The organism is Pseudoalteromonas sp. LC2018020214 (genome assembly GCF_016598755.1).
Classification (GTDB): Bacteria; Pseudomonadota; Gammaproteobacteria; order Enterobacterales; family Alteromonadaceae; genus Pseudoalteromonas; species Pseudoalteromonas distincta.
In genome coordinates, this window is sequence record NZ_CP066804.1 from 320077 (window position 1) to 335788 (window position 15712).

Sequence of the window (15712 nt, forward strand, 5' to 3'; positions counted from 1 at the left end):
TTTAGCGTTAATTTGCTCGCTAGTTTGATATAATACTCGTCAATTAAATCGTCAGAAAGTGCAGAGAACGCAATGGAATTTGAACAAGATAGTAATTTAACCCTCCCTTTATTTCTATTAGATGAATTATTAAGTAATAGAGACTTAGAGCAGCCTGATTTTGAAATATCAATTGGACTTGATGATGAGTTACTTGCTCAAATTTGCCAGAACCCAAGTGAAGATAGCAGTGTCGCTATTACTGTTAGCGGTTATGAGTTGCTTATAACTAATCCTCTGTACTTAGCTATATTAGATCAAGAGCACGATGCGCAGATAACATTAACGCATGGCCCTCTTTTAAGTATTGTTTTGAATACTGAAGGTCAGAATACATTCGTTTCTCCTCAAATGGATATGATGCCCACCTTTGATTTAGGTGATGAGGACGACGAATGAGAAAAATACTAATAAGTACGATAGTACTCATTATTTTAAGCGGTTGTGCATATTTGGGAAATGCTCACTACGATGATCTTTTTGGACCTGAACAAACACAAGAGAGAATGGTGCCTCATACAACAGGTGCTGGTGCTGATTTTTTACAAAATGTAAAACCAGTACTCGATACCCGCTGCGTCGTTTGTCATGGTTGTTACGACGCACCTTGCCAGCTTAAGCTCTCATCCCCTGAAGGTATTGACCGAGGTTTGAGTAAAGAGCTCGTTTACGATGGAACTCGTTTATTGGCAACGACCCCAAGCCGTTTATTATTTGATGCAACTAATACTCAGCAATGGCGAGAGAAAAACTTTACGCCAGTGCTAAATGAGCGCGTGCAAAGTGAAGAAGCTAACTTAGCGGGCAGTGTGTTATTTAATAGCTTAGTGTTAAAGCAAAGCCATGAATTGCCAGTAAATGAAGTGTTAGGTGATGAGTTTGACTTTTCGTTAGCGCGTTCGCAAACCTGCGCAACAATGGGTGAGTTCGATCGATTGGCAAGTGATCAACCTCATGGCGGCATGCCTTATGGTTTACCTGGTGTTTCGCGTGAAGAGTTTAATCACTTACAGAACTGGCTTAAAGGTGGTGGTAAAATGTCACATATTCAGCCACCAAGTAAATATGATCAGAATAAAATAGCGGGTTGGGAAGCATTTTTAAATCAAGATAGCTTAAAGTATCAGTTATCAGCACGGTATATTTATGAGCATTGGTTTTTAGCACATATTTATTTTACTTCAGAAAATCCACAAAGCTTTTTCAAACTAGTTCGCTCAAGTACGCCTCCTGGTGAGGAAATAAAGTTAATTAACACGCGCCGCCCATACGATGACCCTAAAGTTAGCCGTGTTTATTATCGTTTTATGCAAGAACGTACAACCATACTTTCTAAAACACATTTACCACTTGAGCTTAATGAAGCTAAATTACTGCGTTTATATGAGCAGTTTATTGCGCCAGATTATACTGTTACGAAAATGCCTAGTTATGAGCCTAAGGCAGCATCTAACCCTTTTAAAACTTTTGAAGTTATTCCAATTAATTCTAAGTATCAATTTATGCTTGATGAGGCAGAGTTAATTATTATGGGCTTTATAAAAGGGCCTGTTTGTCGTGGTCAGATTGCTTTAAATGTTATAAACGATCATTTTTGGGTAGCTTTTGCTGATCCTAATAAAGTAGCGACTCCGGCTGTAGGGGAAATGCTAATGCAACATGAAGAGGCATTAGAACTTCCTGCCGCTGAGGAAAGTAATGCCTTACCCATTTCTAGCTGGGTTAAATATTCAGTTCGCGAGAAAAAGTATTTACAGGCGAAAGTTGAGCTGGCTAACAAAATGTTCAAAGGTGGTGAGCACCTTACAACAGACTTACTTTGGAAAGGTGATGGGCATAATAAAAATGCGGCACTAACTATTTTCCGCCATTTTGATAGTGCAACTGTAGTTAAAGGTTTTATTGGTCAAGAGCCTAAAACCACCTGGATATTAGATTATGCTTTGTTTGAGCGTATTCACTATTTGCTTGTAGCAGGCTTTGATGTGTACGGAAATATAGGCCATCAATTAGTGACACGCCTATATATGGATTTTTTACGTTTAGAGGGAGAGCAAAACTTTTTAGCATTGTTACCTGAGGCTAAACGTAATCAAATTAAAAAGCAGTGGTATCGTAATTCACCACCTGACTTATCTAAGTTCTTTAAAAATAACCGAGAATTTAGTCAGCCAAGTGGTATTAACTATAAAACTGATGATCCACAGCATGAGCTATATACTTTGATGAAAGAAGCCTTAGCGCCAGTTTTAAGTGAAAGATACAACTACACTGAAGTACCAAAGCCGTTAAATGTAGTAAGTAATATGCCAGCAAAAGCGGTAAACTTGTTACCTCAGCTTTCTTTTGTACTTGTAAAGCAAAAAGATAATAGTCATAAGGGCTACACTATTATTCATCATAATGCGCACTACAATATTTCTAGTTTATTAAACGAAGATGGTCAACGTGCTTATGATGAAGATACCGCGACTATTGTTCCTGGCTTTATCGGTGATTACCCAGCAGCTATTTGGTATTTAAATAACGAGCAGCAAGTAAATGCTTTTGCCGAGCAATTGCCTATGATGCAAATAGAAGCCGATTATGGTGCTTTGAAATCTAAGTTTGGCATTCGACGTACTCATCCACAGTTTTGGCAATACAGCGATATATTGCACGATACAGCTAAAAAGTATCGTGGGATAGAATATGGAATGTTCGATTATAATCGATTAGAGAATCGCTAATATAATTTTACTACTATGGCCCAGCTTGATGCTGGGCTTTTTTATTGGGTATTAATAATTCGCTTAATTATTTTGACTGATTCTTCGTTTTAAAAAATTAGTCTACACTTATATAAAAAACTGGTTTATACATGTTCAATATTATTAAAAGCGTGAGAACACGTTACCGATGGGCACTAATTGCAATAGCGCTATTAATAAGTGGCTCTGCTTTATTAATGCAGCATAGTTTTTCTGTTCAAAAGTTTGATGCAAAAATTATTAACATCGCTGGTAGCCAGCGTATGCTCTCACAGAAAATTGCTTGGCACAGTAATGCTATGCTTAACATCAGTAATTACTCGCCCGCTCATACTGAGTCACTTGAAAAGTCCCTCAATACATTTAAAAAGTCCCATCAAATATTATTAACTAAAAACTCTGATGACGAATACATTTACTTAAATCCAGCGTTAGTAGACTTATATTTTGGTGAAACGATTGGGTTAGATAAAGCGGTATTTGACTATATAGAACAAACAGAGCGGCTTTTGTATCAGCAAGGAGAGATAAACCACTCAGTATTTTCTATAAAGCATGTTGAAACGTTATTAACAAAGCTTGATAAGGCAGTGAGCTTATTTGAATCTCAAGCTGTTAAAAAAGTAAATTGGGTCGCCAACCTAGAGATACTATGCTGGTTATTGGCAATGACATTATTACTTATTGAGTTAAGATTTGTTTTTATACCAATGGAAAAAGAGGTTTCAGACACGCTTTTAGAGCTACAAAAACAAAAAGATTTTGTTTATCAAACAAGTCAAAATAAAGAACATTTTATTGCCAGAGCTAGTCACGAATTTAGAACACCTTTGCAGGGACTTATTACGTCTATTGAGGAGCTAGAGGTTTCTAATAAACAGCAAAGCGTTAAAACCCAAGCTAACTATTGCGCGCTTAGGTTAATAGCCATATTAGATGAATTACAAGACTTGCAGGCTTTAAGTGCAGGTAAATGGGTACCGCATTTAAATGACGAAAACCTTTTAGAGTCGTGTAATAAAGTAGTAATAGCTTACAAGCATGCGTGCAAGCAAAAAGGCCTAAAACTAGTTAGCTCTTTAGATGAATCGTTAAATTGTGTATGTAAATTGGATCATCAACGTTTGCAGCACACACTTACAGAGTTAATTAGTAATGCAATTAAGTTTACACAAAAAGGTGAAATTACTGTTTCAGCTAAGCTTTTAAATGATGAATTTCATTTAACGGTGAGTGACACTGGCAGTGGCTTTTCGAAGAAGATTACTAGTCTTGAATTTGACTCATTTAAACAAACTAATCACTTTCAAGGGTTGAGAACAGGCCTAACCCGGGTTCAATACGTTGTAAAAGCACTGCATGGTGAAATTACTTTTACAAATAATAAAACTCATGGTGCTTTGGTGTCTTTGTATTTACCAGTGACAATAAGTAAAGCCCTCCCAACACCTCTTAAAGTAAACAACAAGCTAACGTGTTTAGTCGTTGAAGATAACCCATTAAACACTATGTTATTAACCCGCATACTTAGCTTATTAGGTTTAAGCTATGATTGCGCAGAAAATGGTAAAGTCGCGTGTGATATGGTGAGTGAAAATCAGTACGATATTGTTTTTATGGACTTAAACATGCCAGTAATGGATGGGTTTGAGGCTATTAAAAAAATACGTTCCGATCTTAATAAAGTAATGCCAATTATTGTTATAACAGCAAATACCTCACAAAATGATATAGAGCGAGTTTATGAATACGGAGCTAACCTCCATATTCATAAGCCAATAAGCCAGCAAGCAATTAAAGACGCATTAAATAGTATTAGCGTTGTTAGTGAAATAAATTAATTTTGCAGATAACAAGCTTGCTAAGCACTTTTAATATACGTTAACTTGCTGTTTTAAGGTTAATTAGGAAAAGTTAGTGCAGTCAATTACGCTTGAGCAATTTAATGGTTACTTACAAGGGCAAGGTAAAAGCCGTTACGATATACGCAACCTAGATTGGCAAGTGAACCTAGGAGAACATTGGTTACTTTTAGGTGCTAATGGAGCTGGTAAATCTGCTCTGACAGCTGCGTTAATCGGTGAGGCTAAGTGTGAAAGTGGTAAGCGTATAAGTAGTATTAATAAGCTTATGCTCGTGTCTTCAGATTCACATAAACAGTTACTAGCTCAAGAATTAGAGCATGAAAAGCACACCCTCGTTAAAGACCTTATTTTTACAGGGCATAGTAATAATGATGAATTATTAGCGCAGCTAATAGAATTATTTAAATTTAGCTCATTACTAAATAGGCATTTTAGAGACCTTTCAACGGGTGAAACTCGTAAACTTCTACTTATAAAAGGACTCAGCTCCCATAGTGAGTTAGTCGTGCTTGATGAGCCATTTCATGGACTCGACGTACAATCTTGCCAGCAGCTTAATAGAATACTCATAGAACTTAGCAAAACTATTACTTTTGTTTTTGTACTAAACCGCCTAGACGAAATCCCTTCATTCATTACTCACTATGGCTATGTAAACCAAGGTTGCTTGTTACATACTTTGGCAAAGCCAAGTAGTGAGCAATTGAGTGATTTACTAAAACTACTTCATTTAGAACATACCTCATTGGATGTGCCATCTCCTGATACCGAACAAGAGCAAAAGGCATTCACCGGTAATACCTTAGTTAAATTGAGTAATGCTAAAGTTAGTTACAGTAATGTAAGCATATTCAAAAATCTCAATTGGACTATAAAAAAGCATCAGCATTGGCAGCTTAGTGGAGCGAACGGTTCAGGCAAAACATGCTTATTAAATTTAATAACAGGTGATAACCCACAGTGTTATAACAATGACATTGAAGTGTTCGGTTTTAAACGTGGGACAGGGGAGAGTATTTGGGATATAAAACAGCATATTGGTTTTATATCTAACGCGCTACATATGGATTACCGCGTAAGTATATCGGCTTTAAATACTGTTATTTCAGGATTTTACGACAGCATAGGTTTATATCAAAAACCGAGCGACGCACAAATTAATATTGCTAAGCAGTGGCTGGCATTTATTGGTTTAAGTGACAAGCAAAGCACCTCATTCACCCAGCTATCGTACGGCGATCAGCGTATGTTATTAATTGTGCGGGCTATGGTAAAACATCCAACGTTACTTATTTTAGATGAACCTTGCTTAGGCTTAGATGAAGCAAACAGGCAGCGTGTACTGCTACTAATAGAGAAAATTTGTGCTGCCAATACAAGTACTGTGATTTATGTAAATCATCATGCGGCAGACAAAATTAAAGGAATAGAGAATTACTTAAAAATGGAAGACTTTCATTAAAAGCTTAGAGAAAGGTTGAGCGAGAATTCACTCAACCCATTTTTATTTTAAAGACGAGTAACGCTAAAGCCTTTATCTCGAAGCTGTTTAAGTAACCCGTGTTTTTCAGGTAAATGCAGAGCGCCTACAGCAATAAATAGCTGCTCGTTTGCTAAACGCGGTGTGAGTTGCTTAACCCAATTATTATTGCGGTTAGTTAGCATTACTTGCTCGCTAATTTCACCGTAATTACTGTCATCAAAACTCATGTTGTAGTAATCGGTTAGTGTGTCCATGTCACCGCTTTTCCATGCATTAACTAACTTGATAAAGTAAGTATTAATATCGGCTAGTTGCTCAAAGGTTTCTTCAATCATTTCATTGCTTAATAGCGCCATACCATCAAACATTTGTAGTTGTTGCTCTAGGGTTTCAAGCTCGCCAATTTTAATATTATGCTCTTTAGCATAACTAAGCACTTGCTTGTCTATGCCGGTTTTATCTGAATATCCTGCATTTTGAAATTCAATTTGCATCATAGTCACCATAACAGCCCAAGGCTTTAAGCCATTAAACATAGCAATATCAATCGACTTTTTAGCAAAGTAATCTTTTAGCTTGGTATAATTTTGCTTTGAAAGCTCAGTTTGCAGTGTTTTACCGTCACTTAGCATCATAAATGGCATTGAGCGCTGTTGCATTTCAAGTGGTGTAAGTTTGCTTATATCAACTTCAACAATCACTTCTTTGCTTGCACTAATTGCATCGGTTACATTTTTAGGTAAGCCTTTCATGCTGGCATCACCAACGTGTACAGTGCCAAATAGGTAAGAACTGACGCCATTTTTTTCTATTTTATATAAGGCAGGAGCTGCATAGCTGTTCAGGCTAAATGTTATAAGTAACGCCACAATAAAAAAGTGGCTAATACGGGTAAGAGCATTCATGGTTTGTCCTTAAAATCTCAAAATTAGTAGTGTAAATACTAACCTAAATTTACTTCAGAGGTAACGTTAATATAAACGTTAGCGTATTGTTTTCGGTATTACTGGCCTTAATAGTAAAGCCATTTAAGTTACATAAGCTCTGTACAATAGATAATCCTAAACCATGGCGCTGATTATTAGTTCTAGATGAATCTAGCTGATAGAGCGGGTCAAAAATAGCAGTTAGCTGTTCACCACTTAGTGGTTTATTTACTTTGTTACTAACAGAGATGCTCATGTTTGTGCTGTTATTTACGGCAGTTAATTTAATTGGCGCCTCAGGGAGTCCATAAAATAGTGCGTTATCGATTAAGTTACACAAAATGGTATTTAAACTAAATTCGTCAACATTAAGCATAAGTTCGCCACTTATTTCGTTATTTAAACGCGTTTTGATACTTGGATGCTTAAAGGTCAGCTCATCAATAATTTGATTTACTAAGTTATTTAGAATGATATTTTGCGCATTCAATTGCATAGCACTACTACTTGAGCGCTGCAATAATAAGAGGTTGTTAACAATCGTTTTCATACGCTGTGAAATACTAAGTACATCACTTGTATAGGTGTCGCTAATACGTTTATCGTCAGGGTAGCGAATAGCCACCTCTGAGAGGCTTATGAGTTCAGCTATTGGGGTTTTTAGCTCGTGTGCAATGTCGCTTGTTAGGCGTTTTTCATTACTATAGAGTTGCTGATTAACGGTAATAAACTTATTTAGCTCGTTACGTATAGGTTCTATTTCTTCTACTTTAAAGTCGCTTTCTATTGTTTGCGCAACACCGGTAATATCGAGTAACTTAATTTGGTCGTTTAAATTGTGTAGAGGGTGCAGGCCTTTATTTACAATACGTGTCACTAAATAGCGCACACCAAACACACCAAGTACACAGGTTAAAATAAAGACCACATCAATAATAATCAGTACTTTATTAAGCTCAGAGGTGGGCGCTGCAATTGCAAGCGTCATGGTATTAAAAACAGCAGAGTGAGTGGGGTTTCTATCATCTTTTTGGGCTACAAAGTGACTTATAAGTGCGCGACCATCACGCCCGTTAGGAAGCTCGTAATCTATAATTTTAGATTCGTTTATCGGCATTTCTAAAAAAGGCAGGTTAGCATTTTCATAAAGCGCTAATGAGTCCGAGCGTTCAAACACATCACGGCCATGCCATAATTGGTAAAACTCCGTAGCATCTGCAGCTTCATATTCCGACATAAACTCACCAGCAAAATCAAATTCAACCACGTTGTTGTCATCTTCAACTAAGGTTTTTAAGTAGTTAGCTTTATTAGTTAAAGACTGATTGAACTGATCTTCCACCCAAGTATCAACACTTAAATCAACGGTTAAAAATATGGTGAACAAAATAACTGAGATCACAGCGCTAATATTATTAACGAGTTTACGTTTTATTGAGTGATTTTTATTTTGTTGTTGCGACATAACCAAATCCACGTTTATTTTTTATCGGGAGCTCGCCATCAAACTGTCTTACTTTTTTACGTATAGTTGAGATGTGTGCTTCAAGCGCATTTTTAGAGAGCATATCAAACTGACCTACCACCGCTTCACTTATAAGTTCAAGCCCCAATACTCGCTCTGGGGCGTTAAATAAGCATTCTATTATTTTGTATTCATTAGGCGTGAGCTCAATAGCATGTTGCTTGTAGTGAAGAGTTTTAAGGGAGAGATCTAATACGCAATCACCTACGGTTAGGGTATTTTGTTGGTTTTGCAGTGAACCACGACGAAGTAATGCAAGGACACGAGCATGGAGTTCTTCAAACGAAAATGGCTTAGTTAAATAATCGTCAGCGCCTTTCATAAGGCCGTTAATTTTATCTTGAGGCTCACTTCGTGCCGATAAAATTAGCACACGGCTTTGGCTATTACTGCTGCGCAGTGCTTGTAAAATACTCATGCCATCAACGCTCGGTAGCATTAAATCAAGTACGAGGAGGTCGTAGTTTCCACTCAGTGCCATACTCAGCCCTTCTGAGCCATCACCAGTTTCATCTACGGTAAAACCAAGGTTGCTAAGGCCAACTTGCAAGCTGCGTCTTAGTGCTTCAGAGTCTTCAATAACGAGGATTTTCATGTTTACTCGGTTTATAAAAATAGCCTTGTTACTTTAACAAGGCTTTATTATCAAGTCACTTGGTTAATGATACCAACCATTTGTGTAGGCTAAATTACCCAAGTTCGCGTGGGCTAGGGCTTTTCTAACTAGTTGCTCATCATTTTCACATGGTACAAGCTGGTTATTGCTATACGTATAGGTGGTTGCTGGTTTTTGTGGTTGTAACACCACCACTTTATTATCGTGCATGTAGGCAAAGTTTTTGTCGTATTGCATCATTGCGCGTTGTTTGTTGTCGCTAATTGGCTTTGATAAATCATGACCTATCATTGGGTGCTTACCACTTGCGCCAATTAAAGACAGTAGAGTAACAGGAATATCGAGCTGACTGGCTAGTTGGCTATCTCGTTTATGGGTAATACCTTTTCCAAAAATAACGGCCGGAATTTTAAAGTGATCAACCGGTACTAAATTTGAACCCGATACGCGCGAGTCGTGATCGGCAATAACTATAAATACAGTATCATCCCAGTAGCTCGATTTTTTAGCTTTTTCGATAAAGGTGCCTAGTGCGTAATCGGCATACTTGGCAGCATTATTACGGGTTTGTTTTTGTTTATCGTACAGCGTTATTTTATCGTCAGGAAAGTCATACGGGCTATGATTAGAGCTTGAGAATATAAGGCTAAAAAAGGGTTTGTTTTGATTTTTAAGCTTAGTAAGTTCTATGTCGGCCTGGTCGTACAAGTCTTCGTCTGATGCGCCCCACGAGCCATTAAAGTCTATTTTTTTAAAGTTATTTGTATCTACGATACTTTTAAAACCGTTGCCTAAAAAGAAGCTGCGCATGTTATCAAAATGGCTTTCGCCACCATAAATAAACTGCGTGTTGTAATTTTGCTTCGCTAAAAAGTCAGCAATGGTAAAAAAGTCACGTTGTGATTTATCAAGCTTAACAACTGCACGCGAAGGCGTTGGTGTAAATCCTGTAATTACTGCCTCAATTCCACGTACTGAACGTGTGCCCGTGGCGTATAAATTATCAAACCCCCAGCCTTGTTTATAAAGGGCGTCTATATTAGGTGTAAGCGGTAAACCGCCAAGCGTGCCTACATAACGAGCACCTAAACTTTCTTGTAAAATAATGACTAAATTTTTGGGTTTACCTGTATTACTTGCGCCATGAAACGTTTTTGTAGGGGCGGTTACATCACTAAATGTGCCTTGCGTATTTTGCATGTTATTACGCACAATACTAAGTAATTCATCGGTGGGCATTTTACCGTAATAGTCTTGGCTCGATTGCTCATTAGAAAGTTGCTTAACTGCAAACGCGACGCTATAAAGTGAGTTAAGGGTTAAGTCGTTAAGTAAATGATCGGTAGAAAACGAGACCATGGCGGGGTTAAGTGGTCTGTGTCCTAATGAGTTGCGGGCGCCAAAAATAGTTAAGCATACTAAAACGAGCGCTAAAATTGATTGGTTTAAGCCTGTTAGTGATGACTTGCTTTGCCATTGATTGCTAAATACTTTACTTGCAAATTTACAGCTTAAAATAAGTGCTATAACAGCAATAAATACTTCTAACTTATAGCCTGAAAAAATCATTTTTGAGACTTCTTTAGGATAAATTAAATATTCTATAAATAAGCGGTTTGGGCGTAAATCGTACTCGTTTATAAACGTAGGCGTAATCACTTCAAAAAAAACAAGTAAAGCAGACATTCCCACTAAATAAATTTTAATGAGGCCGCGTACTTTATTTTGCCAACCTACGCTTTGCATCAGTAAAGTAAGTAGTAATGCGGGCATAATAATGTAGCTTAGAGTGGCTATATCAACTCTTAAACCACCTATAAATATAGACAACCACGCATGCGATCCAAATACACGCTCCCCTTGCCATACACTTAATCCAAAGCGAGCAAGTGTTAAAAAGCTAAGTGCCAAAACAGTAAATACAACAAAAATCCATACAGGGCCAAGTGCATTTTGTATTTTAGGTATAAAAGTTAGCTTTATGCCCATAACACAGCCCACCAAATAAGAGCGGCAATTAGCATAGCTATAAACACGCTTGCAGAGGCAATATCTTTAGCTAGCCCCGAAAGCTCATGGTATTCACTGCCAATTCTATCAACTACAACCTCAACTGCCGTATTTACCAGCTCAGCAAACAATACAAAAAGCAGGCTGGCTATAAGCAGTAATTTATCCCTTAGTGCAATTTCTTGTAGCCACACAAACACACCGAGTAACGAAAACAGTGCTAGCTCTTGTTGGAACGCCGCTTCAAATCGACTCATCCATTTTAAGCCGTTAAAAGAATGGCTTAAGGTAAAAATAAGGCGCATTAAGCCTTGGCGTTTTATAACGGTTTTATTACTCATAGTTTTATTTCGCTTGGTGTTGTTTGGCAGCTAGCAAGTAAATCGAGCGATGCCTGATAGGTTTTGCTTTTAATGCCAATTAAATTTAAAAGGGTGTGAAAAATATTGTTATGTGAGCGCGCAGCGCGGGTGTCTAAATTAGCTAAACAGGTATTAGTAATGCGCTGGTTATGCTCATCAGCCCAGATATAAAGAGGAACGTGCGTTTGTGTGCTAGGTGCAAAGCTATACGGAAAACCATGTAAATAAGCCCCGGCTTCGCCAAGTGATTCACCATGATCAGAGACATATAAAAACTGCTTATCTATATTGTTTGGCAGCGCTTTTAATTGCTCAATTACCTGGGCGTTAACAAAGTCGCTGTACGCAATTGTGTTGTCGTAGGTATTAACTAATTCATCGAGTGAGCAGTTTTGAATGTCGCTTCTATCGCACGTAGGCGTAAATTGCTTAAACTTATCTGGGTAGCGTTTAAAGTAGGTTGGTCCGTGTGAGCCCATCATGTGTAGGACGATAACGGTGTTAGCTTGGCTCAAATTAGCGAGTTTGCGCTTAAGTGGAGCAAGCAGTGCTTCATCAAAACAATATTTTCCATCGCAAAGCGCTGATGGGGTGGTTGGGATATCAATGTTAACAACACGGGTACATACGTTTTTACAGCCGCTGTTGTTATCAACCCACAGTACGTCGCTGCCAGCTTGTTGTGCTAAATCAATCAGGTTTTGTTGGTTGTCGGCTGCTAATCGATCAAAGTTATCTTGTGTTTGCAGTGAAAACATACACGGCACAGACACTGCAGTAGCGGTGCCACAAGACGCCATATTATTAAAATACGTCACATTATACTTTTGTGTATAAGGGTTGGTGTTGCGCTTATAACCTTGATAAGCAAAGTTTTCTGCTCGTGCGGTTTCGCCAACAACCATAACTGTTACGCTGGTGGTGTTAGGCGCAATTAAGGTAGGTGTTGCATCTATATTTTTAAATTCCATATTGGTATACAGCAGCTGATCGCGCATATATTTATAACCGCTAGAGAGATACTGAAATGGGATGAGTTCTTTTTTCAAAATGCGGTTATTGCGGCCAGTGGCTGCGTAGTCGGCGTAAAAGTTTACGACCACTAAAGCAATTAATGAGCAGCACGCTACAATAAGTTTTATACGACTAATTGCTTCTTGGTGAGGGCGGGTAAAGTGTATTTTTACTTTGCTTAATACAAAAACAGGTAGCGCACAAAACAGTAGTAGAAAGCCTATGAGCTGAGGGTTTAAATAGCTCATCGCTTCGCTTGAATCGGTTTCGAACGTGTTTTGAATCATTGAATAGTCAAACACGACGCCGTAATTTAATGAGCCGTAAAGTACGGCACTCGAAATTATCAGTAAAAGGTAGTTAATTGGTTTTAGTAACCACCTAACCGACACTATTGAAAAGAAAATAATTAAAAGGCATAACAACAGCAGTGGCACTGAAAATAAAAATAGCCACGAAAAAGATGCAAGGGAGGTGATGGCGCTAAACGAACCTTGAATAAAAGGAATGTTTATAACTAAACAGTAATAACAGGCAATCATCACTACAAAGGCATTTGCACTACAGTGAATGTAAAACCGCTTACTACGATTTGGCTTTTTTTGTGCTGGTGTTTGGCTAGTTATGTTCATATTTAGGCTCGTTTAAAATAACAACGCCATGCTATGCAACAACACTTAAGAGTCGCTTAAGAGAACCTACGCATTACCTGAAGGTGATAAATAATTTTATTTATAAAAATATTCTCAAAAATTAATCAAACCTTAAATAAGGGATATAAGAATAGTGAATTTCTGAGATTAAAATTAGAGCATAAAAAAACCACTACTAGCTTGTATAATGAATTTTAAAACCTGATAAATTGCCTTTTAGTCTTTTTGTTAGATTAACTTTGGTGTTGACTTAAAGGGCCTAGCGCGGTACTAATATAAAAAGAGAGCGAAGGAATAACCTTCGCGATAATTGAACAAAATTTGGTATTAATTACATGCTTACAAACGCACTTAACCTAGTCCTGATTATTATCGTGGTGATTATTCCCGCGAGGGCTTCGTAGTGCTTTAAAAACTTAAGCATTAAAAAAGCCCTCCGCACTTAACCGTTCGGAGGGCTTTTTAGTTTTAAGGGTAAAATTTGTAATTGGGTTGTCACTGAGGAATGAGGGTTTATTAATGACAGGCGCAGAACTAACAATCGACTTATTGGCCAAACACGGCGTAAATGAAGTATTTGGCTACCCAGGCGGAGCTATTATGCCAATTTACGATGCGCTGTATGGCGCGCCAGTCAAACACTACCTAACTCGCCATGAGCAAGGTGCAGGGTTTGCAGCTGTTGGTTATGCTCGTAGCACACGTAAATTAGGCGTATGTTTTGCAACATCGGGCCCAGGTGCAACTAATTTAATAACCGCTCTTGCTGATGCGATGATGGACTCAGTACCATTATTGGCGATCACCGGCCAAGTGCCTACTGCAGCGATTGGTTCAGATGCGTTTCAAGAAATAGATGTACTAGGTATGTCGCTTTCGTGTACTAAGCACAGCTACATGGTAGAACGAGCTGAAGACTTAGCAGAGATATTACAAGAAGCAATTCATTTAGCGCAAAGCGGCCGCCCAGGTCCTGTACTTGTCGATATCCCAAAAGATATTCAAATGGCGCAAGTCCCTTTTAAACCTTGGCTAGCAGCTGATGAATACTTACCAGAGTTAGATTTAAAGCAAGTTGCTATTGCTAATCAATTGTTGAGTGAGGCTAAACAGCCTGTAGCGTATGTAGGTGGTGGTGTACAAGCCGCTGATGCGCAAGACGAACTAATGCAATTTTTAAATAAAACTCAGATGCCAGCTGTATCAACACTTAAAGCGCTAGGCAGTGTATTACCAGATTACGAACATTACTTAGGTATGTTGGGTATGCATGGTGGTCAAGCTGCTAATATCGCAGTGCAAGAATGTGATGTACTTGTATGTATCGGGGCACGCTTTGATGACCGCGTAACAGGCAACTTAGCTAAATTTGCAGCTAAAGCTAAAGTAATCCATTTAGATATAGATGCTGCTGAAGTTGGTAAGCGAAAACCTGCTAAAGCTTCATTAATTGCTGATTTAAAAACGTCGTTACCCGCACTTGAGTGCTTTGTAACACCTAAAGCTTGGTGTGACACAAATAAAGAAATGAATATTAAGCATGCATGGCGTTACGACTACCCAGGTGAGAAGGTTTTTGCACCGTACTTATTAAACCAATTAAGCCAACGCATGCCAAAAACAGGGGTTGTGTGCTGCGATGTAGGTCAGCACCAAATGTGGGTAGCACAACACATGAAGTTTACTCATCCGAGTAATCATTTAAGCAGTGGTGGTGCAGGGACAATGGGCTTTGGTCTACCTGCGGCTATTGGTGCACAAGTAGCACGCCCTGATGACTTTGTTATCACTGTATCGGGCGATGGTTCTATAATGATGAATATTCAAGAATTGGCCACGATTCGTCGTAACAATTTACCTGTAAAAATATTAATTTTAGATAACCAGCGTTTAGGAATGGTTCGCCAATGGCAGGAACTATTTTTTGAAGGGCGTTATTCTGAAACTAACCTGTCGGATAACCCAGACTTTGTGCAATTAGCTGCTGTATTTGGTATCCCAGGGCAAACAATTACTCACGCTAACCAAGTTGATGATGCGATAACTGCATTAGTTAACAGTAAAGGTCCGTACATAGTACATGCCTGTATTGATGATAAAGAAAATGTTTGGCCGCTTGTACCACCTGGGGCTGCTAACGACGAAATGATGACGGAGAAAGCAAAATGAAACATAGCCTAACTATTGCATTAAAAAGCCAAAGTATAGCGGTAGAGCGCTTTTTACGAGTGGTGCGTCATCGTGGTTTTGACCTTACGCATTTTCAGCTCAATATGGATGATGGTTTTTATAATGTAGACATGACGGTAGATAGTGATAAACCAATTCACCTTTTAACCAGCCAGTTAAATAAGCTGGTGGATGTCAAAGAAGTCACTTTACAAAATTTACAGCAACAACAGGCTGTGTAATTACGAACTGAAAAACAATTTACGAGTAACTGAATCACTCGGTTACTCACCAATTTTA

General features: G+C 38.3%; 12 protein-coding genes. 6 read left to right on the forward strand and 6 right to left on the reverse strand.

Annotated elements, in window-relative coordinates; translation table 11 throughout:
• The first annotated feature begins 72 nt into the window (after positions 1 to 72).
• The 4 genes from JG479_RS01475 (at position 73) to JG479_RS01490 (ending at position 6116) form a co-directional block, all read left to right on the forward strand.
• Complete coding sequence (locus JG479_RS01475; RefSeq protein WP_200219775.1) at positions 73 to 438, forward strand: hypothetical protein; 366 nt, start codon at positions 73 to 75, stop codon at positions 436 to 438.
• Positions 435 to 2768 (forward strand): fatty acid cis/trans isomerase, encoded by a 2334-nt coding sequence (locus JG479_RS01480; RefSeq protein ID WP_200219776.1) that lies wholly within the window; start codon positions 435 to 437, stop codon positions 2766 to 2768. The genes JG479_RS01475 and JG479_RS01480 overlap by 4 nt, the downstream gene beginning before the upstream one ends.
• Before the next feature lie 131 nt (positions 2769 to 2899).
• Positions 2900 to 4630 (forward strand): response regulator, encoded by a 1731-nt coding sequence (locus JG479_RS01485; protein WP_200219777.1) that lies wholly within the window; start codon positions 2900 to 2902, stop codon positions 4628 to 4630.
• Between the two features lie 76 nt (positions 4631 to 4706).
• A complete protein-coding gene (locus JG479_RS01490; RefSeq protein ID WP_200219778.1) occupies positions 4707 to 6116 on the forward strand; it encodes an ATP-binding cassette domain-containing protein in 1410 nt (469 codons plus the stop codon).
• Between the two features lie 47 nt (positions 6117 to 6163).
• Here the strand turns inward: JG479_RS01490 and JG479_RS01495 are convergent, their stop codons facing one another.
• From JG479_RS01495 to JG479_RS01520, 6 genes are all read right to left on the reverse strand, one after another.
• On the reverse strand, positions 6164 to 7042 hold the full coding sequence (locus JG479_RS01495; RefSeq protein ID WP_033038531.1) for a TraB/GumN family protein: 879 nt from the start codon (positions 7040 to 7042) through the stop codon (positions 6164 to 6166).
• A 49-nt stretch (positions 7043 to 7091) separates the two neighbouring features.
• On the reverse strand, positions 7092 to 8528 hold the full coding sequence (locus JG479_RS01500; RefSeq protein ID WP_002959884.1) for a sensor histidine kinase: 1437 nt from the start codon (positions 8526 to 8528) through the stop codon (positions 7092 to 7094).
• Positions 8509 to 9183, reverse strand: coding sequence for a response regulator transcription factor (locus tag JG479_RS01505; protein ID WP_200219779.1), 675 nt, complete (start codon positions 9181 to 9183; stop codon positions 8509 to 8511). Before JG479_RS01505 ends, JG479_RS01500 begins: the two co-directional genes overlap by 20 nt.
• A 63-nt stretch (positions 9184 to 9246) precedes the next feature.
• A complete protein-coding gene (locus JG479_RS01510) occupies positions 9247 to 11193 on the reverse strand; it encodes an LTA synthase family protein (RefSeq protein WP_200219780.1) in 1947 nt (648 codons plus the stop codon).
• Positions 11184 to 11555, reverse strand: a complete 372-nt coding sequence (locus JG479_RS01515; RefSeq protein ID WP_007582120.1) for a diacylglycerol kinase — start codon at positions 11553 to 11555, stop codon at positions 11184 to 11186. Before JG479_RS01515 ends, JG479_RS01510 begins: the two co-directional genes overlap by 10 nt.
• A complete protein-coding gene (locus JG479_RS01520) occupies positions 11552 to 13222 on the reverse strand; it encodes a phosphoethanolamine transferase (protein WP_200219781.1) in 1671 nt (556 codons plus the stop codon). The genes JG479_RS01515 and JG479_RS01520 overlap by 4 nt, the downstream gene beginning before the upstream one ends.
• 540 nt (positions 13223 to 13762) lie before the next feature.
• Here JG479_RS01520 and ilvG point away from each other — a divergent pair.
• Together ilvG and ilvM are read left to right on the forward strand one after the other, a co-directional pair.
• Positions 13763 to 15412 carry an acetolactate synthase 2 catalytic subunit gene (gene ilvG, locus JG479_RS01525; RefSeq protein ID WP_002959891.1) on the forward strand — a complete coding sequence of 550 codons (1650 nt, stop codon included), beginning with the start codon at positions 13763 to 13765 and terminating at the stop codon, positions 15410 to 15412.
• Positions 15409 to 15654 (forward strand): acetolactate synthase 2 small subunit, encoded by a 246-nt coding sequence (ilvM, locus tag JG479_RS01530; RefSeq protein ID WP_002959893.1) that lies wholly within the window; start codon positions 15409 to 15411, stop codon positions 15652 to 15654. Before ilvG ends, ilvM begins: the two co-directional genes overlap by 4 nt.
• The last annotated feature ends 58 nt before the right edge of the window (positions 15655 to 15712 follow it).